24 protein-coding genes and 3 tRNA genes are annotated in these 21,934 nt (G+C 72.3%); 12 read left to right on the plus strand and 15 right to left on the minus strand.

All coding sequences use genetic code 11. The annotated features are described in order from the left end of the window. Positions 1 to 125: 125 nt before the first annotated feature. Positions 126 to 1,196 carry an LCP family protein gene (locus tag ACFYML_RS08055; protein WP_387419888.1) on the minus strand — a complete coding sequence of 357 codons (1,071 nt, stop codon included), beginning with the start codon at positions 1,194 to 1,196 and terminating at the stop codon, positions 126 to 128. Positions 1,197 to 1,323: 127 nt separating this feature from the next. On the opposite strand from ACFYML_RS08055, the gene ACFYML_RS08060 reads away from it, so the two are divergent. Then, a complete protein-coding gene (locus ACFYML_RS08060; protein WP_387419889.1) occupies positions 1,324 to 2,157 on the plus strand; it encodes a class I SAM-dependent methyltransferase in 834 nt (277 codons plus the stop codon). Between the two features lie 97 nt (positions 2,158 to 2,254). Here the strand turns inward: ACFYML_RS08060 and ACFYML_RS08065 are convergent, their stop codons facing one another. From ACFYML_RS08065 to bcp, 3 genes are all read right to left on the minus strand, one after another. Further along, a complete protein-coding gene (locus tag ACFYML_RS08065; protein WP_387419890.1) occupies positions 2,255 to 2,785 on the minus strand; it encodes a GNAT family N-acetyltransferase in 531 nt (176 codons plus the stop codon). A gap of 83 nt (positions 2,786 to 2,868) precedes the next feature. Further along, a tRNA-Leu gene (locus ACFYML_RS08070) sits at positions 2,869 to 2,943 on the minus strand. A gap of 162 nt (positions 2,944 to 3,105) precedes the next feature. Beyond that, complete coding sequence (gene bcp / locus ACFYML_RS08075) at positions 3,106 to 3,576, minus strand: thioredoxin-dependent thiol peroxidase (RefSeq protein WP_357433983.1); 471 nt, start codon at positions 3,574 to 3,576, stop codon at positions 3,106 to 3,108. 159 nt (positions 3,577 to 3,735) lie between these two features. Between bcp and ACFYML_RS08080 the strand changes: the two genes are divergently transcribed. From ACFYML_RS08080 to ACFYML_RS08095, 4 genes are read left to right on the plus strand one after another with little or no spacing between them, the layout of a single operon-like run. Beyond that, complete coding sequence (locus tag ACFYML_RS08080; protein ID WP_387419891.1) at positions 3,736 to 4,455, plus strand: energy-coupling factor ABC transporter permease; 720 nt, start codon at positions 3,736 to 3,738, stop codon at positions 4,453 to 4,455. Then, on the plus strand, positions 4,452 to 4,925 hold the full coding sequence (locus tag ACFYML_RS08085; RefSeq protein WP_387419892.1) for a PDGLE domain-containing protein: 474 nt from the start codon (positions 4,452 to 4,454) through the stop codon (positions 4,923 to 4,925). Before ACFYML_RS08080 ends, ACFYML_RS08085 begins: the two co-directional genes overlap by 4 nt. 13 nt (positions 4,926 to 4,938) lie before the next feature. Next, the gene (gene cbiQ, locus ACFYML_RS08090; protein ID WP_387419893.1) at positions 4,939 to 5,709 is read left to right on the plus strand and encodes a cobalt ECF transporter T component CbiQ; all 771 of its coding nucleotides are present in this window, start codon (positions 4,939 to 4,941) and stop codon (positions 5,707 to 5,709) included. Then, entirely contained in the window at positions 5,706 to 6,479 is a 774-nt protein-coding gene (locus ACFYML_RS08095) for an energy-coupling factor ABC transporter ATP-binding protein (RefSeq protein ID WP_387419894.1), read from the plus strand. Before cbiQ ends, ACFYML_RS08095 begins: the two co-directional genes overlap by 4 nt. A gap of 6 nt (positions 6,480 to 6,485) precedes the next feature. On the opposite strand, the gene ACFYML_RS08100 is transcribed toward ACFYML_RS08095, so the two are convergent. The 4 genes from ACFYML_RS08100 to ACFYML_RS08115 are packed head-to-tail and all read right to left on the minus strand — an operon-like array spanning position 6,486 to position 9,442. Further along, positions 6,486 to 7,592, minus strand: coding sequence for a hypothetical protein (locus tag ACFYML_RS08100; RefSeq protein ID WP_387419895.1), 1,107 nt, complete (start codon positions 7,590 to 7,592; stop codon positions 6,486 to 6,488). Next, the gene (locus tag ACFYML_RS08105) at positions 7,589 to 8,305 is read right to left on the minus strand and encodes a DsbA family protein (protein ID WP_387419896.1); all 717 of its coding nucleotides are present in this window, start codon (positions 8,303 to 8,305) and stop codon (positions 7,589 to 7,591) included. The genes ACFYML_RS08100 and ACFYML_RS08105 overlap by 4 nt, the downstream gene beginning before the upstream one ends. Next, positions 8,298 to 8,822 carry a MauE/DoxX family redox-associated membrane protein gene (locus tag ACFYML_RS08110; protein WP_387419897.1) on the minus strand — a complete coding sequence of 175 codons (525 nt, stop codon included), beginning with the start codon at positions 8,820 to 8,822 and terminating at the stop codon, positions 8,298 to 8,300. The genes ACFYML_RS08105 and ACFYML_RS08110 overlap by 8 nt, the downstream gene beginning before the upstream one ends. Positions 8,823 to 8,854: 32 nt before the next feature. Further along, positions 8,855 to 9,442, minus strand: a complete 588-nt coding sequence (locus ACFYML_RS08115) for a sigma-70 family RNA polymerase sigma factor (protein ID WP_387419898.1) — start codon at positions 9,440 to 9,442, stop codon at positions 8,855 to 8,857. A gap of 108 nt (positions 9,443 to 9,550) precedes the next feature. Between ACFYML_RS08115 and ACFYML_RS08120 the strand changes: the two genes are divergently transcribed. From ACFYML_RS08120 to ACFYML_RS08135, 4 genes are all read left to right on the plus strand, one after another. After that, entirely contained in the window at positions 9,551 to 10,195 is a 645-nt protein-coding gene (locus ACFYML_RS08120) for a zf-HC2 domain-containing protein (protein WP_387419899.1), read from the plus strand. 44 nt (positions 10,196 to 10,239) lie between these two features. Continuing rightward, positions 10,240 to 11,955: a copper resistance CopC/CopD family protein gene (locus ACFYML_RS08125; protein ID WP_387419900.1), complete on the plus strand. Its 1,716-nt coding sequence runs from the start codon at positions 10,240 to 10,242 to the stop codon at positions 11,953 to 11,955. A gap of 15 nt (positions 11,956 to 11,970) precedes the next feature. Beyond that, entirely contained in the window at positions 11,971 to 12,708 is a 738-nt protein-coding gene (locus tag ACFYML_RS08130; RefSeq protein ID WP_387419901.1) for a YcnI family protein, read from the plus strand. Between the two features lie 150 nt (positions 12,709 to 12,858). Further along, the gene (locus ACFYML_RS08135; RefSeq protein WP_387419902.1) at positions 12,859 to 13,860 is read left to right on the plus strand and encodes a hypothetical protein; all 1,002 of its coding nucleotides are present in this window, start codon (positions 12,859 to 12,861) and stop codon (positions 13,858 to 13,860) included. Between the two features lie 235 nt (positions 13,861 to 14,095). Here the strand turns inward: ACFYML_RS08135 and ACFYML_RS08140 are convergent, their stop codons facing one another. Further along, entirely contained in the window at positions 14,096 to 15,355 is a 1,260-nt protein-coding gene (locus tag ACFYML_RS08140; protein ID WP_387419903.1) for a glycosyltransferase 87 family protein, read from the minus strand. Positions 15,356 to 15,429: 74 nt separating this feature from the next. Between ACFYML_RS08140 and orn the strand changes: the two genes are divergently transcribed. Together orn and ACFYML_RS08150 are read left to right on the plus strand one after the other, a co-directional pair. Then, a complete protein-coding gene (gene orn, locus ACFYML_RS08145; protein WP_387419904.1) occupies positions 15,430 to 16,020 on the plus strand; it encodes an oligoribonuclease in 591 nt (196 codons plus the stop codon). 102 nt (positions 16,021 to 16,122) lie between these two features. After that, positions 16,123 to 16,198 (plus strand) — tRNA-His (locus ACFYML_RS08150). A 101-nt stretch (positions 16,199 to 16,299) separates the two neighbouring features. Here ACFYML_RS08150 and ACFYML_RS08155 read toward each other — a convergent pair. Beyond that, positions 16,300 to 17,601 carry an Ig-like domain-containing protein gene (locus tag ACFYML_RS08155; protein WP_387419905.1) on the minus strand — a complete coding sequence of 434 codons (1,302 nt, stop codon included), beginning with the start codon at positions 17,599 to 17,601 and terminating at the stop codon, positions 16,300 to 16,302. 219 nt (positions 17,602 to 17,820) lie between these two features. Then, positions 17,821 to 19,086 (minus strand): Ig-like domain-containing protein, encoded by a 1,266-nt coding sequence (locus ACFYML_RS08160; protein ID WP_387419906.1) that lies wholly within the window; start codon positions 19,084 to 19,086, stop codon positions 17,821 to 17,823. 188 nt (positions 19,087 to 19,274) lie between these two features. Here ACFYML_RS08160 and ACFYML_RS08165 point away from each other — a divergent pair. Further along, positions 19,275 to 19,350, plus strand: a tRNA-Lys gene (locus ACFYML_RS08165). 60 nt (positions 19,351 to 19,410) lie between these two features. Here ACFYML_RS08165 and ACFYML_RS08170 read toward each other — a convergent pair. The 4 genes from ACFYML_RS08170 to ACFYML_RS08185 all read right to left on the minus strand — a co-directional run bounded on the left by ACFYML_RS08170 (position 19,411) and on the right by ACFYML_RS08185 (position 21,924). Next, positions 19,411 to 19,536 (minus strand): hypothetical protein, encoded by a 126-nt coding sequence (locus tag ACFYML_RS08170; protein ID WP_387419907.1) that lies wholly within the window; start codon positions 19,534 to 19,536, stop codon positions 19,411 to 19,413. A 65-nt stretch (positions 19,537 to 19,601) separates the two neighbouring features. Continuing rightward, complete coding sequence (locus ACFYML_RS08175) at positions 19,602 to 20,642, minus strand: ABC transporter permease subunit (protein WP_387419908.1); 1,041 nt, start codon at positions 20,640 to 20,642, stop codon at positions 19,602 to 19,604. Continuing rightward, entirely contained in the window at positions 20,639 to 21,538 is a 900-nt protein-coding gene (locus tag ACFYML_RS08180) for an ABC transporter ATP-binding protein (protein ID WP_387419909.1), read from the minus strand. Before ACFYML_RS08180 ends, ACFYML_RS08175 begins: the two co-directional genes overlap by 4 nt. Then, on the minus strand, positions 21,535 to 21,924 hold the full coding sequence (locus tag ACFYML_RS08185) for a GntR family transcriptional regulator (RefSeq protein ID WP_120729302.1): 390 nt from the start codon (positions 21,922 to 21,924) through the stop codon (positions 21,535 to 21,537). The genes ACFYML_RS08180 and ACFYML_RS08185 overlap by 4 nt, the downstream gene beginning before the upstream one ends. Between the last annotated feature and the right edge of the window lie 10 nt (positions 21,925 to 21,934).

Raw genomic sequence — 21,934 nt, forward strand, 5'->3', positions numbered from 1 at the left:
TCTCAGTTCGTGGACCCCCTTGTGGACCGTCAGCACGATCCGTGCCGCGCCTGCCGACGGAAACGGGGTGGCGGGATCATTCGACCCCGCCACCCCGTCGCACCTTCCGGCCCGCCGTCGGCGGATCACTTCCGGGCGTATTCCTTGATCTCCTCGACCGCGTCCCGCCGCACCGCGTCGTAGCAGCTCTTCACCCGGGCGGGGTCCGCGAGCACCACGCTCTCGCTGCCGATGCGGCCGGTGCCCTTCGTCGGGCTGGTGAGGAAGGACAGGTTGTTGCCGCGCACCCCGCGCATCTGCATCCCCATGTCGAACAGTGACATCCCCTTGTCCACCGACACCGAACTCGACGTCGCCTTGAGGAAGGCGTTCAGCTTCGCGGGATTGGCGAGGATGCCCCCGGAGGCGGCCTTGTCCAGGATCGCCTTGATCACCTGCTGCTGGTGCCGGATCCGGGCGAAGTCGCCGTCCGCGAACTGCTTGCGCTGGCGGGAGTAGTCGAGGGCCGCTTCACCATCGAGCAGTTGCGGCCCAGCCTGGAAGGAGCGGTGCGGCGGGTGGATCGAGGTGAACGACTTCTCCACGTCGACGTTGACGCCGCCGAGAGCATCGATGATCTCCTTGAAGCCGGCGAAGTCGATGATCGCCACGTGGTCGATCCGGACGCCGGTGAACTTCTCCACCGTCTGCACCATCAGCGGGACGCCGCCCCAGGCGAAGGCGGCATTGATCTTCGCGTCCCGACCCCCGTGCTGGCCGTCCGCCGACCGCGGAATCGGCACCCAGGTGTCGCGGGGGATCGAGATCAGCTGCGCGCTCGACCTGTCCGCCGGGAGGTGAGCCACGATGATGGTGTCGGTCCGTGACCCGGCGGTGTTCTCCGGGTCACGGGAGTCGCTGCCCAGGATCAGGAGATTCTGGGCCCCCTTGGCCCCGGCCACGGGGCGCTCCTGCGCGGGGACACCGGTGAAGGCGTCGACCCGATCGATGTCGGACTCCACCGATTTCAGATAGATCCCACCGGCGATCAGACCGCCGCCGGCCAGCAGCGCCACCACCAGCAGGCTGATCAGGACGATCCGCCGGCCACGCCGGCGACGCGGAGCCGGGACGGACGGCTGCTGCGCGCCGTCATGTTCCATTGGGGATCCGAGAAAGCGCGGGTCGTCGTCGACGGTCTGCTGGCGATCTGACATGGCGGAGATGCTACTGACACACGCTCCGCCGCACCGACCCTCGTCCGACCGGCCGGTGCCACCCACCCGATCGGCGTCTGGAAACTTCTCTCGCCAGTCGCCCGCCCAACCTGATACAACCGCACAGGTGGACGCAACGAAGCTCCGTCGGGCCATCGCCCGCACCCGGCTGGCTCCGGTCGCCGCCTTCCCGACCCGCCTGGCCAAGGTCGCCCGGCACGACGGCAAGGTGCTGCGCGCCTCCGCCCGCTGGCTGCTCACCTCCCGCGAGCATCACAACTACACGTACGACCTGACCACCCTGAGCCAGCACCACCTCGCCTGGTTCGTCAGCGTCGTGTGCGACGTCCCCGTCGGGCAGGTGCGCGGCTGGTTCGCCGAACTCGAAGGCGACGACAAGCTGCGCGGGCACATCGAGACCTCCACCGCCACCGCGTCCCGGCGCGGCCTGGCCGACCGGCAGGTCCGCTACGCCCGCCGGATCGGCTGGTACGCCATCGTCCGCGCCCGCAAACCCGCCCACGTCGTCGAGACCGGCGTGGACAAGGGCCTCGGCAGCTGCGTCCTGGCCGCCGCCCTGCTGCGCAACACCGCCGAAGGGCACCCCGGCCGGCTCACCTCGCTCGACATCAACCCCGAGGCCGGCTACCTCGCCAAAGCCGCCCCGTGGGCCGACGTGGTCGACCTCGTCATCGGCGACTCCATCGCCTCCATCAACGCACTGGACCGGCCGGTCGACCTCTTCCTGCACGACAGCGACCACAGCCGGGGGCACGAGCAGCGCGAGTTCGCCGCGATCGAGGCGCAGCTCGCTCCCGCGGCGATGCTGCTCACCGACAACGCCACGATCACCAACGTCCTCGCCCAGCACGCCGAACGCACCGGCCGCCGGTTCCTCGCATACCGGGAGACCCCGGCCCGGCACTGGTACCCGGGCGACGGGATCGGCGTCGCCTGGTGACGGTCGCGCCTTAGCTCTCGGTCAGGCCGCTTGTCCGGGCCGCCAGAGCTCCGGCAGCATCGACCGCCCGCCGCGGCTGTCGACACTGCCGGAACGGTCAGGCCGCTGCGGTGCCCAGGTCGAGCCACATCAAGACCTCGTCCCGGTCGTCGCCGGGGACGAGGCGCAGCGCGGCGGGCAGCCGCCCCACCTCCCGGTAGCCGAGCCGGCCGTAGAACGCGCCCAGGCCCAGGCCGTCCCGCACCGTCACGTGCAGCGCCGCCAGGCCCAACTCCCGGCCGATCCGCTCGGCCTCGCGCATCAGCGCCGCGCCGTACCCCCGGCCCTGGGTGTCGGGATGCACCATCACCCGCTTGAGCACCCGCCAGTGGGTCTTCAGATGGAACCGGTTGTCGGAGATGATCAGGATGCCGACCAGGCGGTCCCCCGCGTAGCCCACCAGCAGCCGGTCCGGCCCGTCGGCCAGACCCGCGAAGGTCTCCTCGGCGAGGGGCCGGACCTCGGCCGCCGTCACCGGAGCCACGAAGCCGACCGCACCGCCAGTGTTGGTGACGTCCACCCAGAGGGCGACGATCTGCTCGCGCAGCTCGGGGGTGAGTTCGGGGTCGAGGACGAAGCGCAGGTTCACGCCCGCCATCCTGCGGGAATGGCGCGGCGTGAACCCACCTTCGTGACCTTCACGACACCACCTGACACGGCGCCATGGAGACGTAGGGCCGGCGGGACTCGAACCCGCACTGGTGCGGACCTAAACCGCATGCCTCCTGCCAGTTGGGCTACGGCCCCTTCACGGTGAACACCGTCGTCTTCCACGGCCATTCTGGCCTACGCCGCAGGCGTCTGCCGATCGGGAAGGCGGTCGGTGTCACAGCCTCCGGATCGTAGACCACATCCGGAGCCACCACAGCCGGGCGGCGGTTGCCGGCGTAGGTGGCGGTCTGGACCGGCTCAGTCCAGGCCGAGGTCCCGGCGGAGCTTGGCGACGTGCCCGGTGGCCTTGACGTTGTAGAGCGCCCGCTCGATCTTCCCGTCCTCGTCGATGACGAAGGTCGAGCGGATCACCCCGGTCACCGTCTTGCCGTACAGCTGCTTCTCGCCGTACGCGCCGTACGCGGTAAGCACGGCCTTGTCGGTGTCGGCGACCAGCGGGAAGGTGATGGCGTCCCGGTCGCGGAACTTCGCCAGCTTCTCGGGCTTGTCCGGGGAGATGCCCACCACCTCGAAGCCGGCGGCCTGGAGCGAGGCGAGCGAGTCGCGGAAGTCGCACGCCTGCTTGGTGCAGCCGGGCGTCATGGCGGCCGGGTACGCGTACAGGATGACCTTGCGGCCGCGCAGGTCGGCCAGGGAGAGGCTCCCGCCGCTGTCGGTGGGGAGGGTGAATTCGGGGGCGGGGTCGCCGGGGCTGAGGCGGTCGGTCATGGCGCAGACGATACCGCCGCATGGCCGGACCGGGACGGTGGCGACGCGCGGTGGCGTGATGATCACCATAGCTTGTTGCAAGGGATTGGCAACAACGGGCCATCGCAAATAAGCTGCCCGTGTCGGCGTGGATCCTCCCGCCGCGTCCGGGGAGGTCGAGTGGACACACTGGCGATGCACATCTCGAACGGGATCATCGACGGTCCCGTCGCCGCGATCTTCGCCGCGTTCGCGCTCGCCGTGCTCGCCTGCTGCGTGCTGCGCGGGCGCCGCGACCTCGACGACCGGCTGGCCCCCATGGCGGGCCTGGTGGCCGCGTTCATCTTCGCCGTGCAGATGCTCAACTTCCCGATCTTCACCGCCGGCGTCAGTGGCCACCTGCTCGGTGGCGCCCTCGCCGCGCTGCTGGTCGGGCCGTGGGTCGGGGCACTCTGCGTGGCCGTGGTCCTCGTCGTGCAGGCGCTGGTCTTCGGCGACGGCGGGGTGGCCATGCTCGGCCTCAACATCACCAACATGGCGATCCTCGGCACCGCCGCCGCGTACCTGCTGATCGCGCTGCTGCTGCGGGTGCTGCCGCGCACCACGGCCGGTCTCGGCGTCACCGCCTTCGTCTCCGCGCTGGTCAGCGTGGTGGTCGCCAGCCAGGGTTTCGTCCTGCAGTACTGGCTGGGCGGCACCGCCGACCTGGGCGGCAACCTCGCCGGCCTGGCCGGCACGATGGCCGGCGTCCACCTGCTGATCGGCATCGGCGAGGGCCTGATCACCGCGACCACGGTGGTCACCGTCGCGAAGGTCCGTCCCGATCTGGTGTACGCGTTGCGCGCCCGCAAGCCGGCTGTGCCGGCTCCCGCCGTCCCGGCCGCCGGAGGTGTCCGATGAGCAAGCGTCCCTGGCCCTTCATCCTCGGCGGCCTGCTGGTCGCCCTGCTGCTCGCCGGCGTGGTCAGCAACTACGCCTCGTCGCACCCGGACGGGCTCGACTCGTCGCTGCTGAAGGGCTGCACGGTGAACGCCGAGGACGAGATCACCGGCGGGAGCTGCCCGGCCCAGCAGGCCAAGGACCACGAGCTGGCCGACAGCCCGTTGGCCGACTACGGCGTCCGGGGCGTCGGCAACGGGTTCCTCTCGACCGGCATCTCCGGCGTGATCGGCGTGCTGCTCACCTTCGCCCTGGGCGGCGGCCTGTTCTGGCTGGCCCGCCGCCGCGGTCCGGCCAACGGCGCTCCCACCGGTCCGGCCAACGGCGTCCCGACCGGCCGCGCCAACGGCGTCCCGACCGATCCGGCCGGTGGCGCCCCGACCGGGTCGGCGGCACGGGACGCCGGCGCGCGACCCGCCGGCACCCGCTGAGGGACCCGCCGTCATGGGTGCCGGGCACGTGCACGTGCTCTACCGCGAGTCCGCCTCACCGGTGCACCGCCTCGCGCCGGAGGTGAAGATCGCCGCGATGGTGCTCTTCACCGTCGCGGTGGTCGCCACGCCCCGGGAGGCGTACTGGGCTTTCGGCGCCTACGCCCTGCTGGTCGCCGCCGTGGCGGCGTTGGCCCGGGTCGGGCCGCGCTGGCTGCTCAGCCGGGCGCTGATCGAGCTGCCGTTCGTGCTCTTCGCGTTCGCGCTGCCGTTCCTCGGCACCGGGGAGCGGGTCGAGGTGGCCGGGCTGAGCCTGTCCGTCGACGGGCTGCACGGCGCCTGGAACATCCTGGCCAAGGGCACGCTCGGCGTACTCGCGTCGCTGCTGCTGGCGGCGACCACGACGACGCGTGACCTGATCGTCGGCCTGGACCGGCTGCGCTGCCCGCAGATCCTCACCCAGATCGCCACGTTCATGCTGCGCTACCTGGACGTGCTGGTGGGCGAGGCCCGGCGGATGCGGGTGGCCCGGGTGTCCCGGGGCGACGATCCGCGGTTCCTCTGGCAGCTCCGGGGTTTCGCCGCCGGGGTGGGCGCGCTCTTCCTGCGCGCCTTCGAACGCGGCGAGCGGGTCTACCTGGCGATGGTCTCCCGCGGCTACACCGGGCGGATGCCGGCGGTGTGGCAGGGCGCGGGCGCGGCCACCGCCGGGCAGTGGGCGGTCGCCGCGACGGTGCCGCTGGCCGCGGCCACCATCGCCGCCGTCGCGGTCGTCCTGAGATGATCGGGCACGTGCAGACACCTCCCTCGCTGGACGTACGCGGCGTCCGGTACGCGTACCCGGACGGCCACGTCGCCCTGCACGGGGTGGATCTGACCGTGCCGCGCGGGGAGCGGGTGGCGCTGCTCGGGCCGAACGGCGCCGGCAAGACCACGCTGGTGCTGCACCTCAACGGCATCCTCACCGCGACGGAGGGGACGGTCAGCGTCGGCGGCCTGACGGTGGGCCGGGACCGGGACACCCTCGCCGAGATCCGCCGCCGGGTGGGCATCGTCTTCCAGGACCCGGACGATCAGCTGTTCCTGCCCACCGTCGCCGAGGACGTCGCGTTCGGGCCGGCCAACCTGGGGCTGCGCGGGGCGGAGCTGGCTGCCCGGGTCGACGAGGCCCTGGCCGCCGTGGGGATGAGCGAGCACCGGGACCGGGCGCCGCATCACCTCTCGTTCGGGCAGCGCCGCCGGGTGGCGGTGGCCACCGTGCTCGCCATGCACCCGGAGATCCTGGTCCTCGACGAGCCGTCGTCCAACCTCGACCCGGCCGCCCGGCGGGAGCTGGCGGAGATCCTGCGTGCGCTGCCGGTGACCCTGCTGATGGTCACCCACGACCTGCCGTACGCGGCGGAACTCTGCGACCGTTCGGTGATCCTGGACGCCGGCCGGATCGTCGCCGACGCCCCCACGCCCGAGATCCTCACCGACGACGCCCTGCTGGCGGCGCACCGCCTCGAGCTTCCCTACGGCTTCGACCCCCGCACCGCCTTCCGCCCCGCCTGACCCACCTCACCGGGCCAGTGTTGCGGTGGGGCGTGGGTCGCGCGGTGTGTGCCGCGCGGCGCGGGAGGCGGCGTGCAGGCGCAGGACGCCGGCGGCGACCGCACCCGCCCCGGTGGCCAGGATCAGCGTCACCAGCACCCGGGCCAGGCCCGCCGGCCACAGCACCGGCACCACCGAGCGGGACAGCACGGCCAGGTTCGCCACCCCGGCGAAGAGGGCCAGGCAGGCCCCGGCCAGGGCGAGCGCGAAGTCGGCGGCCTCCCGGCGAGCCAGCGCGTATCCGCCGGCGGCGAGCGCGCCGAGCCCGGTGAGCAGCATCCACACCTGCCCGCTGACCAGCTCGAGCAGCACCCCGCCGACGCCGGCGGCCCCGGCGTCCAGCGCCCGGCCGACGGTGAGCGCCACCGTGGCCAGCCCGCCGGCGGCGAGCAGCGCGCCCGCCGCGCGCAACGCGCGCGTACCGGCCGTCGAGCCGGCGGGGACCAGCCCGGCCGCGCCGATCAGCAGGAAGCCGAGCGTGGCGGCCACCCACCACGGGTAGGCGTCCGGCGGCGGCACCCAGTCCAGCGTGCCGCGTACCTCGATGGGCTGGTCGCCGGTGCGCAGCGGCACCACCCAGGCGCGGACCTGCTGCTCCCGGGCCGGGTCGGCGGTGACCTGCGGCGGCGGCGCCGACTCCAGCCAGAGCGTGCGCTGGTCGTGCCAGCGGGCGGTCGGCCCGTCGGAGATCCGCTGCCAGGTCGGCGTCGCCGCCGGGTCGGCCCGCGGGGGGAGCTGGGTGTCGCCGGCGATGGTCCGGTTCAGGTAGGTGGCGGGGGAGCGGGTGTTCTCGTACACCCCGCCCGGCCCGATCCGCAGGTACGGCTCGCCGGAATAGCCGATCACCTCGACGTCCCGCCCGGTGTGGTTGGTCAGCTCGAGCCGGGCGCCCGCCTCGACCATCCGGGCGGTGAGTCCGGGCGGGGCGGGGCTGAACTCGATCACCGCAGCCCGGTAGTTGGTGCCGTCGGGGGCGTCCGCCCCGTGCGCGGCGGCCGGGGCGGCGAGGGCGAGGAGTGCGGTGAGGGCGGCGGTGAGCACCACCGCCGCCCGGCGCAGCGGTAGGAGGCTCACTTGCCGGCCGCCGCCACCGCTGCCTTGATCCCCGCGGGGCTCTTGTCCGTGAGCTCCTTGCCGTTGACCTTGATGGTCGGGGTGCCGGTGACGCCCGACTTGCTGGCGTCGTCCGTGACGTGTGCGGTCCACGCCTTGAACGTGCCGTTGTTGACGCACGCCCCGAAGTCGTCCCGGTTCAGCCCGACGCCCGCGCCGATGTCGATCAGCTCGGCGTCGCTCAGCCCGGCGCTGCCCTCCGGCGGCTGCTTGGCGAAGAGCTCGTTGGTGAACTCCTTGAACCTCGAGCCCTTGGCGGCGCAGCCGGCGGCGGCCGAGGCGCGGGTGGAGTACTGGGTGGTGGAGAAGCGGTTCAGGAAGGCCACCGGGTGGAAGATCACCCGCACCTTGTGCTCTCTGACCAACTCGTCGATGGTCGCCCCGTTGACCTGCTGGAACTGCCTGCAGACCGGGCAGAGGTAGTCCTCGTACAGGTCGATGGTGACGGGGCCGTTCCCGTCGAGGATGCCGGTGCCGCCGGCGTTGGCGCCGGGCGGGGCGGTGAAGGTCTTCGACTGCTGGCTGGAGTAGACGGCCCAGCCGATCAGCCCGGCGATCACCAGCACCACCACCGCGGCGATCGACGTGATGATCGTGCGGGTGCGCCGCTTCTCCCGGGCGATCTGCGCGCGGACCACCTGGGCCGCCTTCTTCTGGCCCTTCCGACTACTCATCCTCGCCCTCCTCGGGTGCCGCGCCCGCCAGCCAGCCGTCCACCGAGAACGGGGTGCGGGGCCAGATCAGCAGGAATCCGGCCATGACCAGGAATCCCAGGTCCCGGAGGATCTCCGGGAGGTAGCTCGGGGCCTGCCCGGCGGCGAGTTGGCCGCCACTGCCGAAGCACCCGCAGTCGATGGCGAGGCCGCGCGCCCAGGCCGAGGCGATGCCGGTGATGAAGACCACCAGCAGCGCCGTGGAGACGCCGGCGACCAGGCGGGTGGCCAGCCCGACGAGCAGGAGTACGCCGAGCGCCAGCTCCACGAAGGGCAGCGCGGCGCCGATCACGGTGGCCACCTCGTACGGCATGACCTGGTAGGCGTTGACCGCGCGGCCGGAGGCGGCCAGGTCGCCGACCTTGGTGGCGCCGGCGAACAACCAGACGGCGGCCAGCCCGAGCCGGACGGCGGCGCCGAGCCAGGGCCGGACGGCGGGCCACTGGATGGCCCGGGTGCTCGGTGCAGTCACGGTCATTGGTCGCCCCGGATCCGAGAAAAGTTCCGCCGTCATCCGGCCAGCGCGTCGCCGACGGCGGCGACCAGCTCGCTGCGGGCCCGGGCGACGCGGGACCGGATGGTGCCCACCGGCACCCCCTCCACGGCGGCGGCCTCGGCGTATGACAGGCCGAGCAGTTGGGTGAGCACGAACGCGCCGCGCCGTTCGGCGGGCAGCCGGCGGATCAGGTCGGTGGCGCCGAGCTGCCCGGCGGGGTCGGGGTACGGCCGCTCGGTGGCCGCGTGCGCGGCGAGCCGCTCGTCGAGCCGCCGCCGGCGGACCACCGTGCGCAGGTGGTCGGCGCAGGCCCGCCGGGCGATGCCGAGCAGCCAGGTACGCGCGGTGGACCGCCCCTCGAACCCGGGTAGCGCCCGGAACGCGCGCAGGTAGGTCTCCTGGGTCAGATCGTCGGCGCTGTCCACGTCGACGAGGGCGGCGGCGAAGCGCCACACCTCGGCCTGGGTGGCGCGGACGAAGGCGGCCTGGGCGGCCGGGTCCCCGTCGCGGGCGGCCAGCGCCCAGTGCGTGGCCGGGTCCGGCGCAGCGTCGGGCCCCGCCGCACGGTGGCTGGCGGAGCTGTCGCGCGGGGCGGGGATCACGACAGACGAGGTTACGCGGCGTACCGGGGTCGGGCAGGGTCCTTCGGCCCTTTCCGTGGTCCGGCCCACGTCGGGAACTTTTCTCGCCCGCCCGCCGACTACCCGCTCATGACGTGCGACGAGGTTCGCCTGGCGCTGTCGGCGCGGCTGGACGGGGAGGACCCGCAGGCCCCGGTCGCGGCCCTGGAGGCGCACACCGGGTCCTGCCCGGGTTGCCGCTCCTGGCTGGCCCACGCCGAGCGGGTGACCCGGCTCACCCGGCTGCAGCCGGTGGACGTACCCGATCTGACCGCCCCGGTGTTGGCCGCCGTCGCCGCGGACCGCGCGGCGGTGCGGGCCGGTGCCGCGGCCGCCGGGCGGGCCCGGCGCCAGGTGCTCCGGGTGGCCGTGGCGGTGGCCGCGGCGGCGCAGTTCGCCATCGCGCTGCCGATCCTGCTGGCCGGGCTGGGCGTCGACGCGGACCCGCACACCAGCCGGGAGATGGCCTCCTTCGACGCGGCCCTCGCGGTCGGCTTCGCGCTCGCCGCCTGGCGGCCGGAGCGGGCCCGGGCGTTCCTGCCGGTGGCCCTGGTGCTGGCGGTCTGCCTGGCCGGCACCAGCCTGGTGGACATCGCCGCCTCGACCACCGCCGCCGTGCACGAGTTGGGCCACCTGGCGGCCGTGGTGCAGGCCGGCCTGCTCTGGGCGCTCGGCCGGGTCAGCGACGAGCCGGAGCGGCCCCGACCCGCAGCGCTCGCCGCCGGACGCGGATGATCAGGGGTCGCCGATCCCGGGCCGCGTCGGGAAGCATGATGGTCATGACTGCTGCCGTACGCCGCCGCCGTCGCCCCGCCGCCGACCGCCGCGGGGCCGACCGACCGGCCGCCGCCGACCGCCGCTGGGCCGCCCGGCTGGGGACCGCCGCCGGCCTGCTGGTCGCCCTGGTCGCCCTGCTCGTCGCCCCGGCCACCCCGGCCAGCGCCCACGCGGTGCTGGTGAGCACCAGCCCGACCGCCTCCGCCGTGGTGCCCGGCGCACCGGCCGAGGTGGTGCTGACCTTCAGCGAGGGAGTCCGCAAGGTCCCGGGCAAGATCCGGGTGATCGCCCCCGACGGCTCCCGGGCCGACCGCGGCGAGCCGACGTTCAAGGACACGGTGGTGACCATCCCGGTCGACCCGTCCGGCGCGCGCGGCACCTACCTGGTCAGCTACCGGGTGATCTCCGCCGACAGCCACCCGGTCTCCGGCGCCTTCACCTACTCGGTGGGCGCCCCGTCGACGCCACCGACCGACACCGGTACGGACAGCCGCGCGAATCCGGTGGTGGAGAACGCGGTGAAGGTGGCGAAGTACGTCGGCTACCTGGGCCTGCTGCTGCTGGTCGGCCCGGCCCTGGTGCTGGCCCTGCTCTGGCCGCGCCGGCTGTCCCGGCGCGGGCCGGCCCGGCTCGCCTGGTCGGGCCTGGGCCTGCTGGCCGTCGCGACCGTGGCCGAGCTGTGGTTGCAGGTGCCGTACACGGCCGGCGGTGGCCTGTTCGCCGTCACCGGGTCCGGTTTCGGCGACGTGCTGGGCAGCGCGTACGGCACCGCGCACCTGGTCCGGCTCGGCCTGCTCGCCGCGGCGGCGTTCCTGCTGCGGCCGCTCAACGCCTCGCCGGTCGGCCGGACCGACGGGATCATCCTGGCCATCCTCGGCGGGGCGGCGCTGTTCACCTGGCCGCTGGCCGGCCACCCGGCCGCCTCGCCGGTGCCGGCGGTCTCGGTGGTGGTGGACGCGGTGCACCTGGGCAGCATGGCCGTCTGGCTGGGCGGCCTGGTGATGCTCGCGGTCTTCCTGCTGCGCCGGGCCGACGAGCGGGAGCTGGACGCGATCCTGCCGATCTGGTCCCGCTGGGCGGCCCTGGCGGTCGCGGCGCTGCTGCTCGCCGGCACCGTGCAGGGGCTGATCGAGGTGGCCACCCCGCAGGCGCTGTTCGACACCACGTACGGGCAGTTGCTGCTCGCCAAGATCGGTCTGTTCGTGCTGGTGATCGGGGTGGCCGCGTACTCCCGGTCGCTGGTGCGGCGGCGCACCGCGGCGGGCCGGCCCGGTTCGATGCGCCGGGCGGTGGTGGCCGAGCTGGCGATCACCGCGGTGGTGCTCGGCGTCACGGCCAACCTGGTGCAGACCACGCCGGCCCGCACCGAGGCCGCCAACGTGGCCGGTACGTCCACCGGCTACTTCTCCACCACGCTGACCAGCCCGCTCTACTCGCTGCAGGTGGAGCTGGACCCGGCCCAGCGTGGCAACAACTCGATGCACCTTTACGCGTACACCACCGACAACCGACCGCAGCCGGTGCAGGAGTGGAAGGCCACCGCCGCGCTGCCGTCGGCCGGGATCGAGCCGATCGAGATCCCGCTGCTGCCGCTGTCCGACGTCCATGCCACCGGTGAGATCAATCTGCCGGCGGCGGGGCAGTGGGTGTTCCGCTTCACCGTCCGCACGTCCGACATCGACCAGGCCACGGTGACCGCCACCGTGCCGATCAAGTAGGAGAGGCTTCCGCCCATGTTCCGTCTTCGGCGTCCCGCCACCGCGGCCGCGCTCGCCCTCGCCGCCGTCGCCACCGCCGTGCTCGGCCTCGCCGGGCCGGCCTCGGCGCACGTCACGGTCAACCCGAAGGAGGCGACCCAGGGCGGCTACGGCCGCTTCGCCTTCCGGGTGCCGAACGAGAGCGACACGGCCTCGACCACCAAGGTGGAGGTCTTCCTGCCGGAGGACGCACCGGTCGGCTCGGTCTCCACCATGCCGGTGCCGGGGTGGACGGTGCAGGCGGAGAAGCGCAAGGTCGACCCGCCGATCGACGTGCACGGCAGCCAGCTCACCGAGGCGGTGGCCAAGCTGACCTTCACCGCGGCGTCGGGCGGCGGGGTCAAGCCGGGCGAGTTCCAGGAGTTCCCGGTGTCGATGGGGCCGCTGCCGCAGGTCGACCAGATGGTGTTCAAGGTGATCCAGACCTACTCGGACGGCAATGTGTCCCGCTGGATCGAGGTGCCGACGCCGGGCAAGGAGGAGCCGGAGCACCCGGCCCCGGTCCTCAAGCTGACCGCCGCGTCGCCGTCCGCCTCGCCGGCGGCGAACGTGGCCGCGAACGCCTCGCCGGCCGCGTCCGGCGGTGACGACGACTCCGACGGGAGCGCCGGCACGGCCCTCGGCGTGGCCGGTCTGGTCGCCGGCCTCGCCGGTCTGGTCCTCGGTGGGCTCGCCTTCCTGCGTACCCGTCGGGAGCCCGCGCCGAAGTCCTGACCTGCGCAGGTGCCGCCGGCCCGTCGGATCTTCCGGCGGGCCGGCGTGCTTTCTGCGGTCCTTGGGGTGCTTGCCGTGGATATCCGGCGATTGCGCGGTTCGCCTCGGTAAGGTCGGCCGGGTGGTTGGCTACCGAGGGAGAGGACCCGAATGCGGTTCGTGCGAACGATCGCCGGCATGCTGCTGTTGGCTGTGGGAATCCCGGCGCTCCTCGTGGGGGCCGGGCTCTGGACCGCGGCCCGGCACGCGAACCCGGACGGCGGCTTCGGCGCCCGCTTCGAGACGATCCGCACGCCCGGGCAGGCCGTCGTGGTCACCGACGTGGACGACCTGCTCCGCGCCGAGGCGCCCTTCGCCCGGACCGCACAGGCCCGCCTACGGCTGATCGCGCGGACCGCCGACGGGCCGGCCTTCCTCGGCCTGGCCCCGACCGACCAGGTGGCCCGCTGGCTGGCGGCCGCCCCGCACGCCACCGTCAGCCGGGTCGCGCTGGCCCGCGGCCCGCTGCCGGTCCGCCTGGAGCCCGCCGGCCCGGCCACCGCCGGCACCGCCGCCACCGTCCCCGCCGAGCAGAGCTTCTGGGTACGCGAGGGCATCGGCGCGCTGGAGTGGAGCCCCGCCGAGCTGGCCGGCCGGTCGCTGAGCCTGGTGGTGATGCGGCCGGACGCGCGGGCCGACCTCGCCCTGGACCTGCGTGCCGAGCTGCGCGCCGGCTGGTTCCCCGGGATGGCGTGGGCGCTGCTCGCCGGTGGGGTGCTGCTGGTGGTCCTCGCCGTGCTGCTCCTGCTGCGCCCGGTCCGCCCGCGCGAGGTGGTCTTCGTCGTCGAGCCTGACCAGGTCCCGGTGCTCGCCGGGCGGCTCGGGGTCAGCTCGCTCAGCGGGCTGGGCACGCCCGACGGGGTGGGGGAGCGGCCGGCCTGGCCGGAGCGACAGCTGGTCGCCGTCGGCTCGGCGCCCACCGCTGGGTCCCGGGCCGCGATCGGCCCGGTGCCGAGCCGGCGCCCGGAGACCCTGGCGGACCTGCCGGCCGATCCGGCGTGGTCCTGGCCCCCGGCCACCGTGCCGGCGACCCCCCGACCGGTGGAGGTCCCGCCACGGGTGGCGTCGCCGTTGGACGCCGGGCCGGACGCGCCGAAGCCCGCCGACGGATAGCGCTGGCTTCCTGCGCCGCGGTCTCGCCACCCCCCTCGGGCCGGCTTCCCTGGGCGTGGTCTCGGGAAACCGGCCCTGTGTCGGGCCGCCAACGGCGGGTGGCCCTCCGCGCTGCCGACGCGGAGGGCCACCGTCACCGGGGGAATCGGTGCTACCTGGGAGAAACTTGAGGTAGTTGTGACCAGATTAGCGCCGAACGGCGCCCGTCGCGATGTCTGTCCATTTGGTGCAAGTTTCAGCTTGCCCCGGTGCGGTCCCGTCCACCCGGCCGCCGGGTCGGCAGCGCCGCCAGCAGCACCAGGCTGAGCAGCACGTACGCGTTGCGCGCGACGAACTCGCCCAAACTGTCGGTAGGCACCGGCGCGACGCCCCAGTCCCGGAACGTGACCACCCCGTAGATGATCACGAAGGCGGTGCCGATCGCCAGGCTGAACCGCCAGCGGCGCCGCTGGGCCCCCGCCACCGTGCCCCGGTCGGCGTCCAGCCCCGCGCCGACCAGCACCACCACCGCCGGGATGAACCAGTACAGGTGGTGCGTCCAGGTGATCGGGCTGAACAGGCCGCCGACCAGGCCGGTCAGGGTGAGCCCGGCCAGCGCGTCCCCGGCCCGGGCGGCGCGGGCGGCCCGCCACAGCCCGTACCCGGCGACCACGCCGACCAGCAGCAGCCAGGGCAGCTGGGCCGGCTTCTCCGGGGCGGTGAGCCGGCTGAGCAGGCCGAACAGCGACTGGTTCCCGGTGTAGTCGGGGCGCCCCACCCGATCGGTCGCCCACAGCTCGTGGGTCCAGAACCGCCACGAGTCAGCCGGCGCGATTGCCGCGGCCAGCAGGGTGGCCACCGCCGCGGTCGCCGAGGCGACCACCGCGGCCCGCCAGCGCCGGGTGGCCAGCAGGTAGAGCACGAAGATCCCGGGGAAGAGCTTGAGCGCCGCCGCGAGCCCCACGCCCACCCCGGCCCAGGACCGCCCCCCGGGTACGGCGAAGAGCAGGTCGGCCAGGATCAGCACCACCAGCAGCATGTTGATCTGCCCGAAGGTGAGCGTTTCCCGGGTGCTCTCCACCGCGAACACCAGCAGGACGGCCACCGTGACGGTGAACAGCCGGGGCAGCCCGTGCCGCTCGACGAGCGGGAGCACCAGCCAGCGGGTCGTCACCACCACGCCCAGCACGGTCAGCGCCGTGAAGATCGCCACGGTGGCGCCGAGCGGTAGCAGCGCGAACGGCCGCAGCAGCAGCGCGGCGAACGGTGGGTAGGTGAAGTAGAGCGCCCCCTGCACCCGGTCCGGCTGGACGTAGTCGTAGAGCGGGTGGCCGGCCGCCCACCAGTCCATCGCCCGCATGTAGATCTTCAGGTCGAAGAAGTCGTGCACCGTGCCGGGCGTATAGAGCGCCGGCAGCACCGCGGCGAGCGCCACCACCGTGACGAGCCGACGGGCCGTACGGCCGCCCGGATCGTCCTCGGTGACGGCGGGTGGTGCGACAGGTTCGGCTGGCACGGGGCAAACCCTACTGGTCCACCTCGGCCATGGTGCCGAGGCGCGGGCGGATCGGCAGCGCGTAGTCTGATCCGGTGGCTGATCTTCTCGTCTGGATCGACTGTGAGATGACCGGGTTGGACCTCGGCCGGGACGCGCTGATCGAGGTCGCCGCGCTCGTCACCGACCGCGACCTGAACGTGCTGGGGGAGGGCGTGGACGTGGTCATCCACGCCGACGACGCGGCGCTGGACGGGATGCCGGAGATCGTGCAGACCATGCACGCCAAGTCCGGGCTCACCGAGGCCGCCCGCCGCTCCACGGTCACCCTCGCCGAGGCCGAGGACATGGTGCTCGACTACATCACCACCTACGTCAAGGACTCCGGCAGCGCGCCGCTGTGCGGCAACTCGATCGCCACCGACCGCGGGTTCATCGCCCGGGACATGCCCCGCCTCGACGCGCACCTGCACTACCGGATGATCGACGTCTCCTCGATCAAGGAGCTCTGCCGGCGCTGGTACCCACGGGTGTACTTCGGCCAGCCGCCGAAGGGGCTGGCCCACCGGGCCCTGGCGGACATCCGGGAGAGCATCCGGGAGCTGGAGTACTACCGGCGGACCATCTTCGTCCCGCTGCCCGGCCCGGACGTGGAGAGCGCCAAGGCGATCGCCGCCCAGCTCTGAGCCTCCGCCCGGCGGCCGGCCGGAACCCGGTGGACGGGGACGGCAGGGGTGTGGCTATTATTAGTCCGCGCCCCGCCCGGGTCGACCGGCGCGGAGAGCATGGTGGCTGTAGCTCAGTTGGCAGAGCACCGGGTTGTGGTCCCGGTTGTCGTGGGTTCAATTCCCATCAGTCACCCCAGCAACTGAGGCCCCCTCTTCCGGGAGGGGGCCTCAGCCGTTTCCAGGCCGGGAAACGCCGGAGCCCCCTCCGTCGGGAAGGGGCTCCGGGTAACGCGTTGGTCAGGCGTTCGGCGTGGCGCTCGGGTCCGCGCTCGGGCTGGTGTCGTCACCGGGCTGCGCCGGCGGCTCGTACGGCAGGGCGCTGCCCTTGACGTACTGGTCCCAGCTCATGTTCCAGTCGGTCCAGCCGTTGCCGTTCTGGAGCTTGCGCTGGGTACCCTTCACCGTGATCGGATCGCCGATCCGGGTGTTGGCGAAGAGCCAGGCGCCCTCCTTCATCGAGACGTTCACGCAGCCGTGCGAGACGTTGACCCGGCCCTGCACCCCCTCCGACCAGGGCGCGGCGTGGATGAACTCGCCGCCCCAGGTGAGCCGCTGGGCGAAGTCGATGTCGGTGCGGTAGCCCTCCTCCGGGCCCAACTCCTCGCGGGTGTCGAAGACCGTCTTGCGGAGCTTCTCGATCACCACCATGGTGCCGCTGGACGACGGGGTGGTCTTCTTGCCGAGACTCACCGGGATCGTCCGGATCACCTTGCCGTTTTTGGTGACCGTCATCCGCTTGGTGCGGTTCTCTACGGTCATGACGAACGACGGGCCGATCTTGATGTCGACGGTCAGGTCGGCTCGGCCGTACCAGCCGTCGCCGATCGGGAGTCCGCCCGCCTGCACCCGGTACGACACCGTGCTGTTGGCCTGCCAGAACTTCTTCGGCCGATAGCGCACCTCGGTGGGGCTCACCCAGTGCCAGATCCCCTCCTGGGCCGGCTTCGCGGTGACCGTCATCCGGCGTTGCACGTCGTCCCGGTAGTCCTGCGGGATGGCCCGGCTGAACTTGACGATCAGCGGCATGGCCACGCCGACCGTCTGGTTGTCGCCGAGGAAGCTGCTGACCCGGACCTGGTTGGCGGGCTTTGCCATGGTGGTGAAGGTGCTGGTCGCCGTCGCCGGCTTGCCGTCGTCGCCGGTCGCGGTCACCGTCGCGGTGTACGTCTCGCCGTACTTCAGGGCGCCGGCGGGGAGCCAGCTCTTCCCGTCCTCCGCGAGCGTGCCCTCGACGGCCGTGCCGGCGGAGTCCTTGAGCTCGACGGCGGTCTCCTTCGCCTCCTTCGTGGTGAAGGTGATGGCGGTAGAGGCGGGCACGTCCTTGGCGTCGGCCGCGGGCTCGCTGATGGTGGCGGCCGCCTTCGGGCCCTCCTCCCCGCCATGCCAGCTCGACGGCTTCTCGCCGCCGCCGCCACCGCCGCCGGTGCAGGCGGAGGTCAGCGCCATCGCGGCGGCGAGCACCGCGGCCGCGAACATCCGGCGCCGCGTGCCGCGCCGGGCGGTGCCGCGCCGGATCAACTCATCCTGGCTAGCTCGCATGGTTCCCCCACAGTCGTCATCCCCGGTCCCATCGTCCTCTACAGACGCGCGGGTACCCATACCCGTTGCCGGAAGTGAACCGAAACACGCCGGGCGCGACGTAACGATTCTGGTATGTTACGGCGCTTCATGAACAGGGCTCGTCTCTGCCTCGGTCCGGCGCCGCCTGACGGTCGCCGGCGGTGGCCCGGCGGGTGCCACCGGGCCGCCGCCGATCGCTCAGAAGGCCGGTCCCGCACCCCCGTCGGGCACCGGCAGCGCGCTGCCCGCGACGAACTGTGACCAGTTCATGCTCCACGCCGTCCAGCCGTTGCCCGGCGCCAGCTTCCGCGCGGTGCCCCGGACGGTGATCGGGTCGCCGACCAGGGTCTGGCCGAACAGCCACCGTCCGTTCGCCATCGAGACGTTCACGCAGCCGTGCGAGACGTTCTGCCGCCCCTGCACGCCCTCGGACCAGGGCGCGGCGTGGATGTACTCGCCACCCCAGGTGATCCGCTGAGCGAAGTCGATCTTCGTGACGTACCGGTTCTCCGGGTCCGGGTCGTCCCGGGTGTCGAAGACCGTCGACTCCTTCTTCTCCATCACCACCATGGTGCCGCTGGAGGAGGGGGTGCTCTTCTTGCCGAGGCTCACCGGCAGGGTGCGGACCAGCGCGCCGTTCTCGTACACGCTCATCTTCTTGGTCGCGTTGTCGACCTTCATCTCGAAGGCGCGTCCGATCTTCGCGGTCGCGCTCCGGTCGACGTTGCCGTAGCGGCCGTTGCTCAGCGGGATCCCGGCCAGCGCCAGCCGTACGGTGATGGTGGTGCCCGGCTTCCAGTACTCCGGCGCCCGGTAGTACGCCTGCGTGCCGTTGTCGACCCAGTGCCACGCGCCCGGCTGCGGCGGGTCGGTCTGCACGAACATCCGCTTCTGCACCGCGGCCCGGTCCTTCTTCGGGATGCCCGGCGAGAACTCGGCGACCACCGGCATCGCCACGCCGTACGTCTTGCCGCTGAACAGGTAGAGCCCGGAGCCGATCATCGACTTCGGCTTGGCCATCGTGGTGAAGGTACTGGTGCCCTGGTGGGTCTGGCCGTCGGCGCCGGTGCCCGTGACCGTGGCGGTGTACCGGGTGGCGTACTTCAGCGGGGCGGACGGCACCCAGGAAGAGCCGTCGCGCCGCAGCCGGCCCGCCACGGTGGTGCCGTTCGCCGCGGTGAGGACGACCTCCGACACCTTCCCGCCGCCGGGAACGGTCGCGCTGATCTCGGTGCTGACCGGGCGCTTGAGCGACCCGTCGGTCGGGTTCACCTTCAACGGTGCGGCAGCTGTGCCCGCCGGTTCGCTGGTCGTGCCGCCCGCTACGGCGCTCGGTACGACCTGCTGCTGGTCGGCAGCCCCGGCTGCCGTCTTCTTGTCGTCGTCCCCGCAGCCGGTCAGTGCCAGCGACGCCGTGAGAACCAGAGCGCCCAGCATCGCCCCGGCCCGCCCGAACCTGCCCATCCCCACCTCTGTTCTCGCGTGCCTGGCGCACATCGTGCCGTATCGCTGCCATGGCGTTGGGCCCCTTGCGCCTGCGGGTGGGAGATTTTGTACGGTTTTGCCCGTTAAGCTCGGCCGAAGAGGGGAGCCGGGGATCGGATTGGAACCCGGGTCGGGGGCCGTGCTAGTGTTCTCCCCGTTGCCAGCGAGCGCCGCTAGCTCAACTGGCAGAGCAGCGGACTCTTAATCCGCGGGTTCGGGGTTCGAGTCCCTGGCGGCGCACCAGCAGTAACACCCTCAGGGCCGGTCATTGAGACCGGCCCTGACCCTTTTGGTGACCCAGCGTCAGGCATCGAACAGATAACCGAGCTTGTCTGTGGTCGACCGCTGGGACTGCCGGGTCACCTCGACGTAGATCAGCTTCCGGAGTTCGGCGGCCTCGATCTGGACGGTAGCCAGATCGAGGCTCATGCCGTTCGGTTTGAGCGGGTCGGCGCTACTCGCGGCAGTCTTCGAGTATCGGGGCGGGCGAACGGTTAGTTCGGCCGGCGCCGGATCCACCAGAAGCAGGTACCGACCAGCGCCCCGGCGAGCACGAGGAAGATCCCGGTTTCCATCCATTGCAGCGGCCAGTAGTGGCTCGCGGGGTGGTAGGTGACTGTTTCGTGGAGGTCGTACGTGGCGAGGCAGGCGCCGATCTGACTCAGGTCTGGGGCGTCGCTCAGGCTGTCTGGGAAGCATTCGGGGTAACTGTCGATGCGGACCACCTGGCCGGCCGAGTTCTTCACGGGCGGCTGGGATGTCAGCCAGGCGCCTCGCGGTGTCGGCAGGTCGAAGTGGAATTCCGTCTGCGTGCCCCGGTAGTCGTGGAACTGGCTGGCGCTGGCCTGGTTGATCGGGAAGGTGGTTGTCGTCGACGGCAGCAGGTGGGGTCGGATGAGGGCGGGTACGAGTATCTGGATGGCGATGAACACGGCCAGGGTGATGGCCATGGCCGGAACGGTGCGGCGCAGCAGCAGTCCCAGCGTGGTACCCAGGGCGAAGGCGAACGCGGTGTAGCCGAGCGGGACGATGTCGCGTGAGGCGAAGGTCATCGCCGCCCACCGGTTGCCGTTGAGGTTGCCCAGCGGCCCGGCCCACCAGGTCAGCAGCCAACTGAGGGTCGCCGTGGTGGTGACCGCGGCGACGCCGACGACGGTGAGTTTGATCGCGAGCCACCGGGTGCGCGTGACGGTTTGGTTCCAGGCGAGTTGGTGCGTGCCGGTTTCCAGTTCCCGGCCGATCAGTGGCGCGCCCAAGAAGATGCCGATCAGCGCCGGTACGGCGATCACGAGGAGTTGCAGGAGCATCAACATGGGCTCATAGCTTCGCTGCAACTGGCTGAGCTGGGCACCCAACGCCCGCGCCGCGGGGGTCGCGCCGTCGCAGGCGTCCAGCGGGGCGCACGCGGCCAGGGCCGCGGCGTAGCTGTGGTGCATCGGCAACCCGGTGACCAGGAACACGATCCCCGCGGCGGCGAGCAGGGCGAGGACGGTGAGGGCCTGGGCACGGAACTGCCGCCAGGTCAGCCAGATCATCGCGCTTCTCCCGTCGGTTGCATCGCGCTATCGGCGCCCTGGTCGACGGGCCGCTCCAGGTAGGTCAGCACGAGGTCCTCCAGTTCGAGGTGTTCGGCGGACCAGTCCCCGGCGGGCAGGTCGCTTTCGCTTCGCACCACGAACGTGGACTGCCGGTCGGTGTGCTCCGCCGAGATGACCTTCAACCCCGCGGGCAGGTCGGACTCCTGGCGCCGCGTGCACACGATCCGGTGGTGCTGCGCGAGCAGATCATCGGTTTCGCCGGCGAGTTGTACGCGGGAGGAGACCAGCACGACCAGGTAGTCGCAGACGCGTTCGAGGTCGGAGACCAGGTGCGAGGAGAGGATGACGTTGGTGTCATGCTCGGCGACCGACTCCATCAGGTGGCGCAGGAAGTCGCGGCGGGCCAGCGGGTCGAGGCTGGCGACCGGCTCGTCGAGGATGAGCAGTTCGGGTCGCTTGGCCACCGCGACGGTCAGAGCGAGCTGGGCGCGCTGCCCGCCGGAGAGCTTGCCCGCCTTCTGCTTCGGGTTCAGGCCGAGTTGCTCGATGCGGGCCTGTGCGAGCTTCGCGTCCCAGGCCGGGTTCATCTTGGCGCCGAACTTCAGGTGGTCGGCGACGGACAGGCTCGCGTAGGTGGGCGTGTCCTGGGCGACGTACCCGACCCGGGCCAGTTGCGCGGTTGCGCCGTCGGGCTGTTCGCCCAGCACCTCGATCCGCCCCGTGGTCGGCGCGAGCATGCCGCAGGCGATCTTCAGCAGGGTGGTCTTGCCCGCGCCGTTGGGCCCGACCAGGCCGACGACGTGTCCCGGCGGGAGCTCCAGGGTGCAGTCGGCCAGCGCCTGGCGCTGGCCGAATCTCTTGCCGAGCGCGTGGGCTTGCAGGATCGCGTTCATTTCTCCTCTTCGGCGCTCTCGCGCAGGGTGTTCTGGAACATCGCCTCGATGCCCGGCTCGGTCAGGCCCGCAGCGCGGGCCTTGTCCATCCAGGCGCGCAGCTCCTGCTGCAGCGGACCGTGTTCGGTGAGCGATGCGTGGCCGAGCGATTGGGTGATGAAGGTGCCCACCCCCGGCTTTCCCGCGGCCAGGCCGAGGTGTTCGAGTTCGCGGTACGCCTTGCTCACGGTGTTCGGATTGATCGCCACCTTGGCGACCACCTCCTTGACCGTGGGCAGCTTGTCGCCCTCGGTGAGCAGCCCCAGCAGCAGCGCTTGCCGTACCTGCCTGACGATCTGCAGGTACGGCGCCATACCCGAGCGCGCGTCGACGTGGAAGTCGATCACCCATAATTCC

It is taken from the genome of Micromonospora sp. NPDC007230, from assembly GCF_042869115.1.
Taxonomy (GTDB): domain Bacteria; phylum Actinomycetota; class Actinomycetes; order Mycobacteriales; family Micromonosporaceae; genus Micromonospora.

Excerpts from the sequence above, each read along its gene's own strand:
- ACFYML_RS08170 (WP_387419907.1), bottom strand. The coding sequence starts at position 19,536 with ATGAGCCTCGATCTGGCTACCGTCCAGATCGAGGCCGCCGAACTCCGG.
- ACFYML_RS08135 (WP_387419902.1), top strand. The coding sequence starts at position 12,859 with ATGCGGTTCGTGCGAACGATCGCCGGCATGCTGCTGTTGGCTGTGGGA.
- bcp (WP_357433983.1), bottom strand. The coding sequence starts at position 3,576 with ATGACCGACCGCCTCAGCCCCGGCGACCCCGCCCCCGAATTCACCCTC.
- ACFYML_RS08120 (WP_387419899.1), top strand. The coding sequence starts at position 9,551 with ATGACGTGCGACGAGGTTCGCCTGGCGCTGTCGGCGCGGCTGGACGGG.
- ACFYML_RS08110 (WP_387419897.1), bottom strand. The coding sequence starts at position 8,822 with ATGACCGTGACTGCACCGAGCACCCGGGCCATCCAGTGGCCCGCCGTC.
- cbiQ (WP_387419893.1), top strand. The coding sequence starts at position 4,939 with ATGGGTGCCGGGCACGTGCACGTGCTCTACCGCGAGTCCGCCTCACCG.
- ACFYML_RS08085 (WP_387419892.1), top strand. The coding sequence starts at position 4,452 with ATGAGCAAGCGTCCCTGGCCCTTCATCCTCGGCGGCCTGCTGGTCGCC.
- ACFYML_RS08095 (WP_387419894.1), top strand. The coding sequence starts at position 5,706 with ATGATCGGGCACGTGCAGACACCTCCCTCGCTGGACGTACGCGGCGTC.
- ACFYML_RS08125 (WP_387419900.1), top strand. The coding sequence starts at position 10,240 with ATGACTGCTGCCGTACGCCGCCGCCGTCGCCCCGCCGCCGACCGCCGC.
- ACFYML_RS08160 (WP_387419906.1), bottom strand. The coding sequence starts at position 19,086 with ATGGGCAGGTTCGGGCGGGCCGGGGCGATGCTGGGCGCTCTGGTTCTC.
- ACFYML_RS08180 (WP_387419909.1), bottom strand. The coding sequence starts at position 21,538 with ATGAACGCGATCCTGCAAGCCCACGCGCTCGGCAAGAGATTCGGCCAG.
- ACFYML_RS08105 (WP_387419896.1), bottom strand. The coding sequence starts at position 8,305 with ATGAGTAGTCGGAAGGGCCAGAAGAAGGCGGCCCAGGTGGTCCGCGCG.
- ACFYML_RS08175 (WP_387419908.1), bottom strand. The coding sequence starts at position 20,642 with ATGATCTGGCTGACCTGGCGGCAGTTCCGTGCCCAGGCCCTCACCGTC.
- ACFYML_RS08155 (WP_387419905.1), bottom strand. The coding sequence starts at position 17,601 with ATGCGAGCTAGCCAGGATGAGTTGATCCGGCGCGGCACCGCCCGGCGC.
- ACFYML_RS08130 (WP_387419901.1), top strand. The coding sequence starts at position 11,971 with ATGTTCCGTCTTCGGCGTCCCGCCACCGCGGCCGCGCTCGCCCTCGCC.
- ACFYML_RS08055 (WP_387419888.1), bottom strand. The coding sequence starts at position 1,196 with ATGTCAGATCGCCAGCAGACCGTCGACGACGACCCGCGCTTTCTCGGA.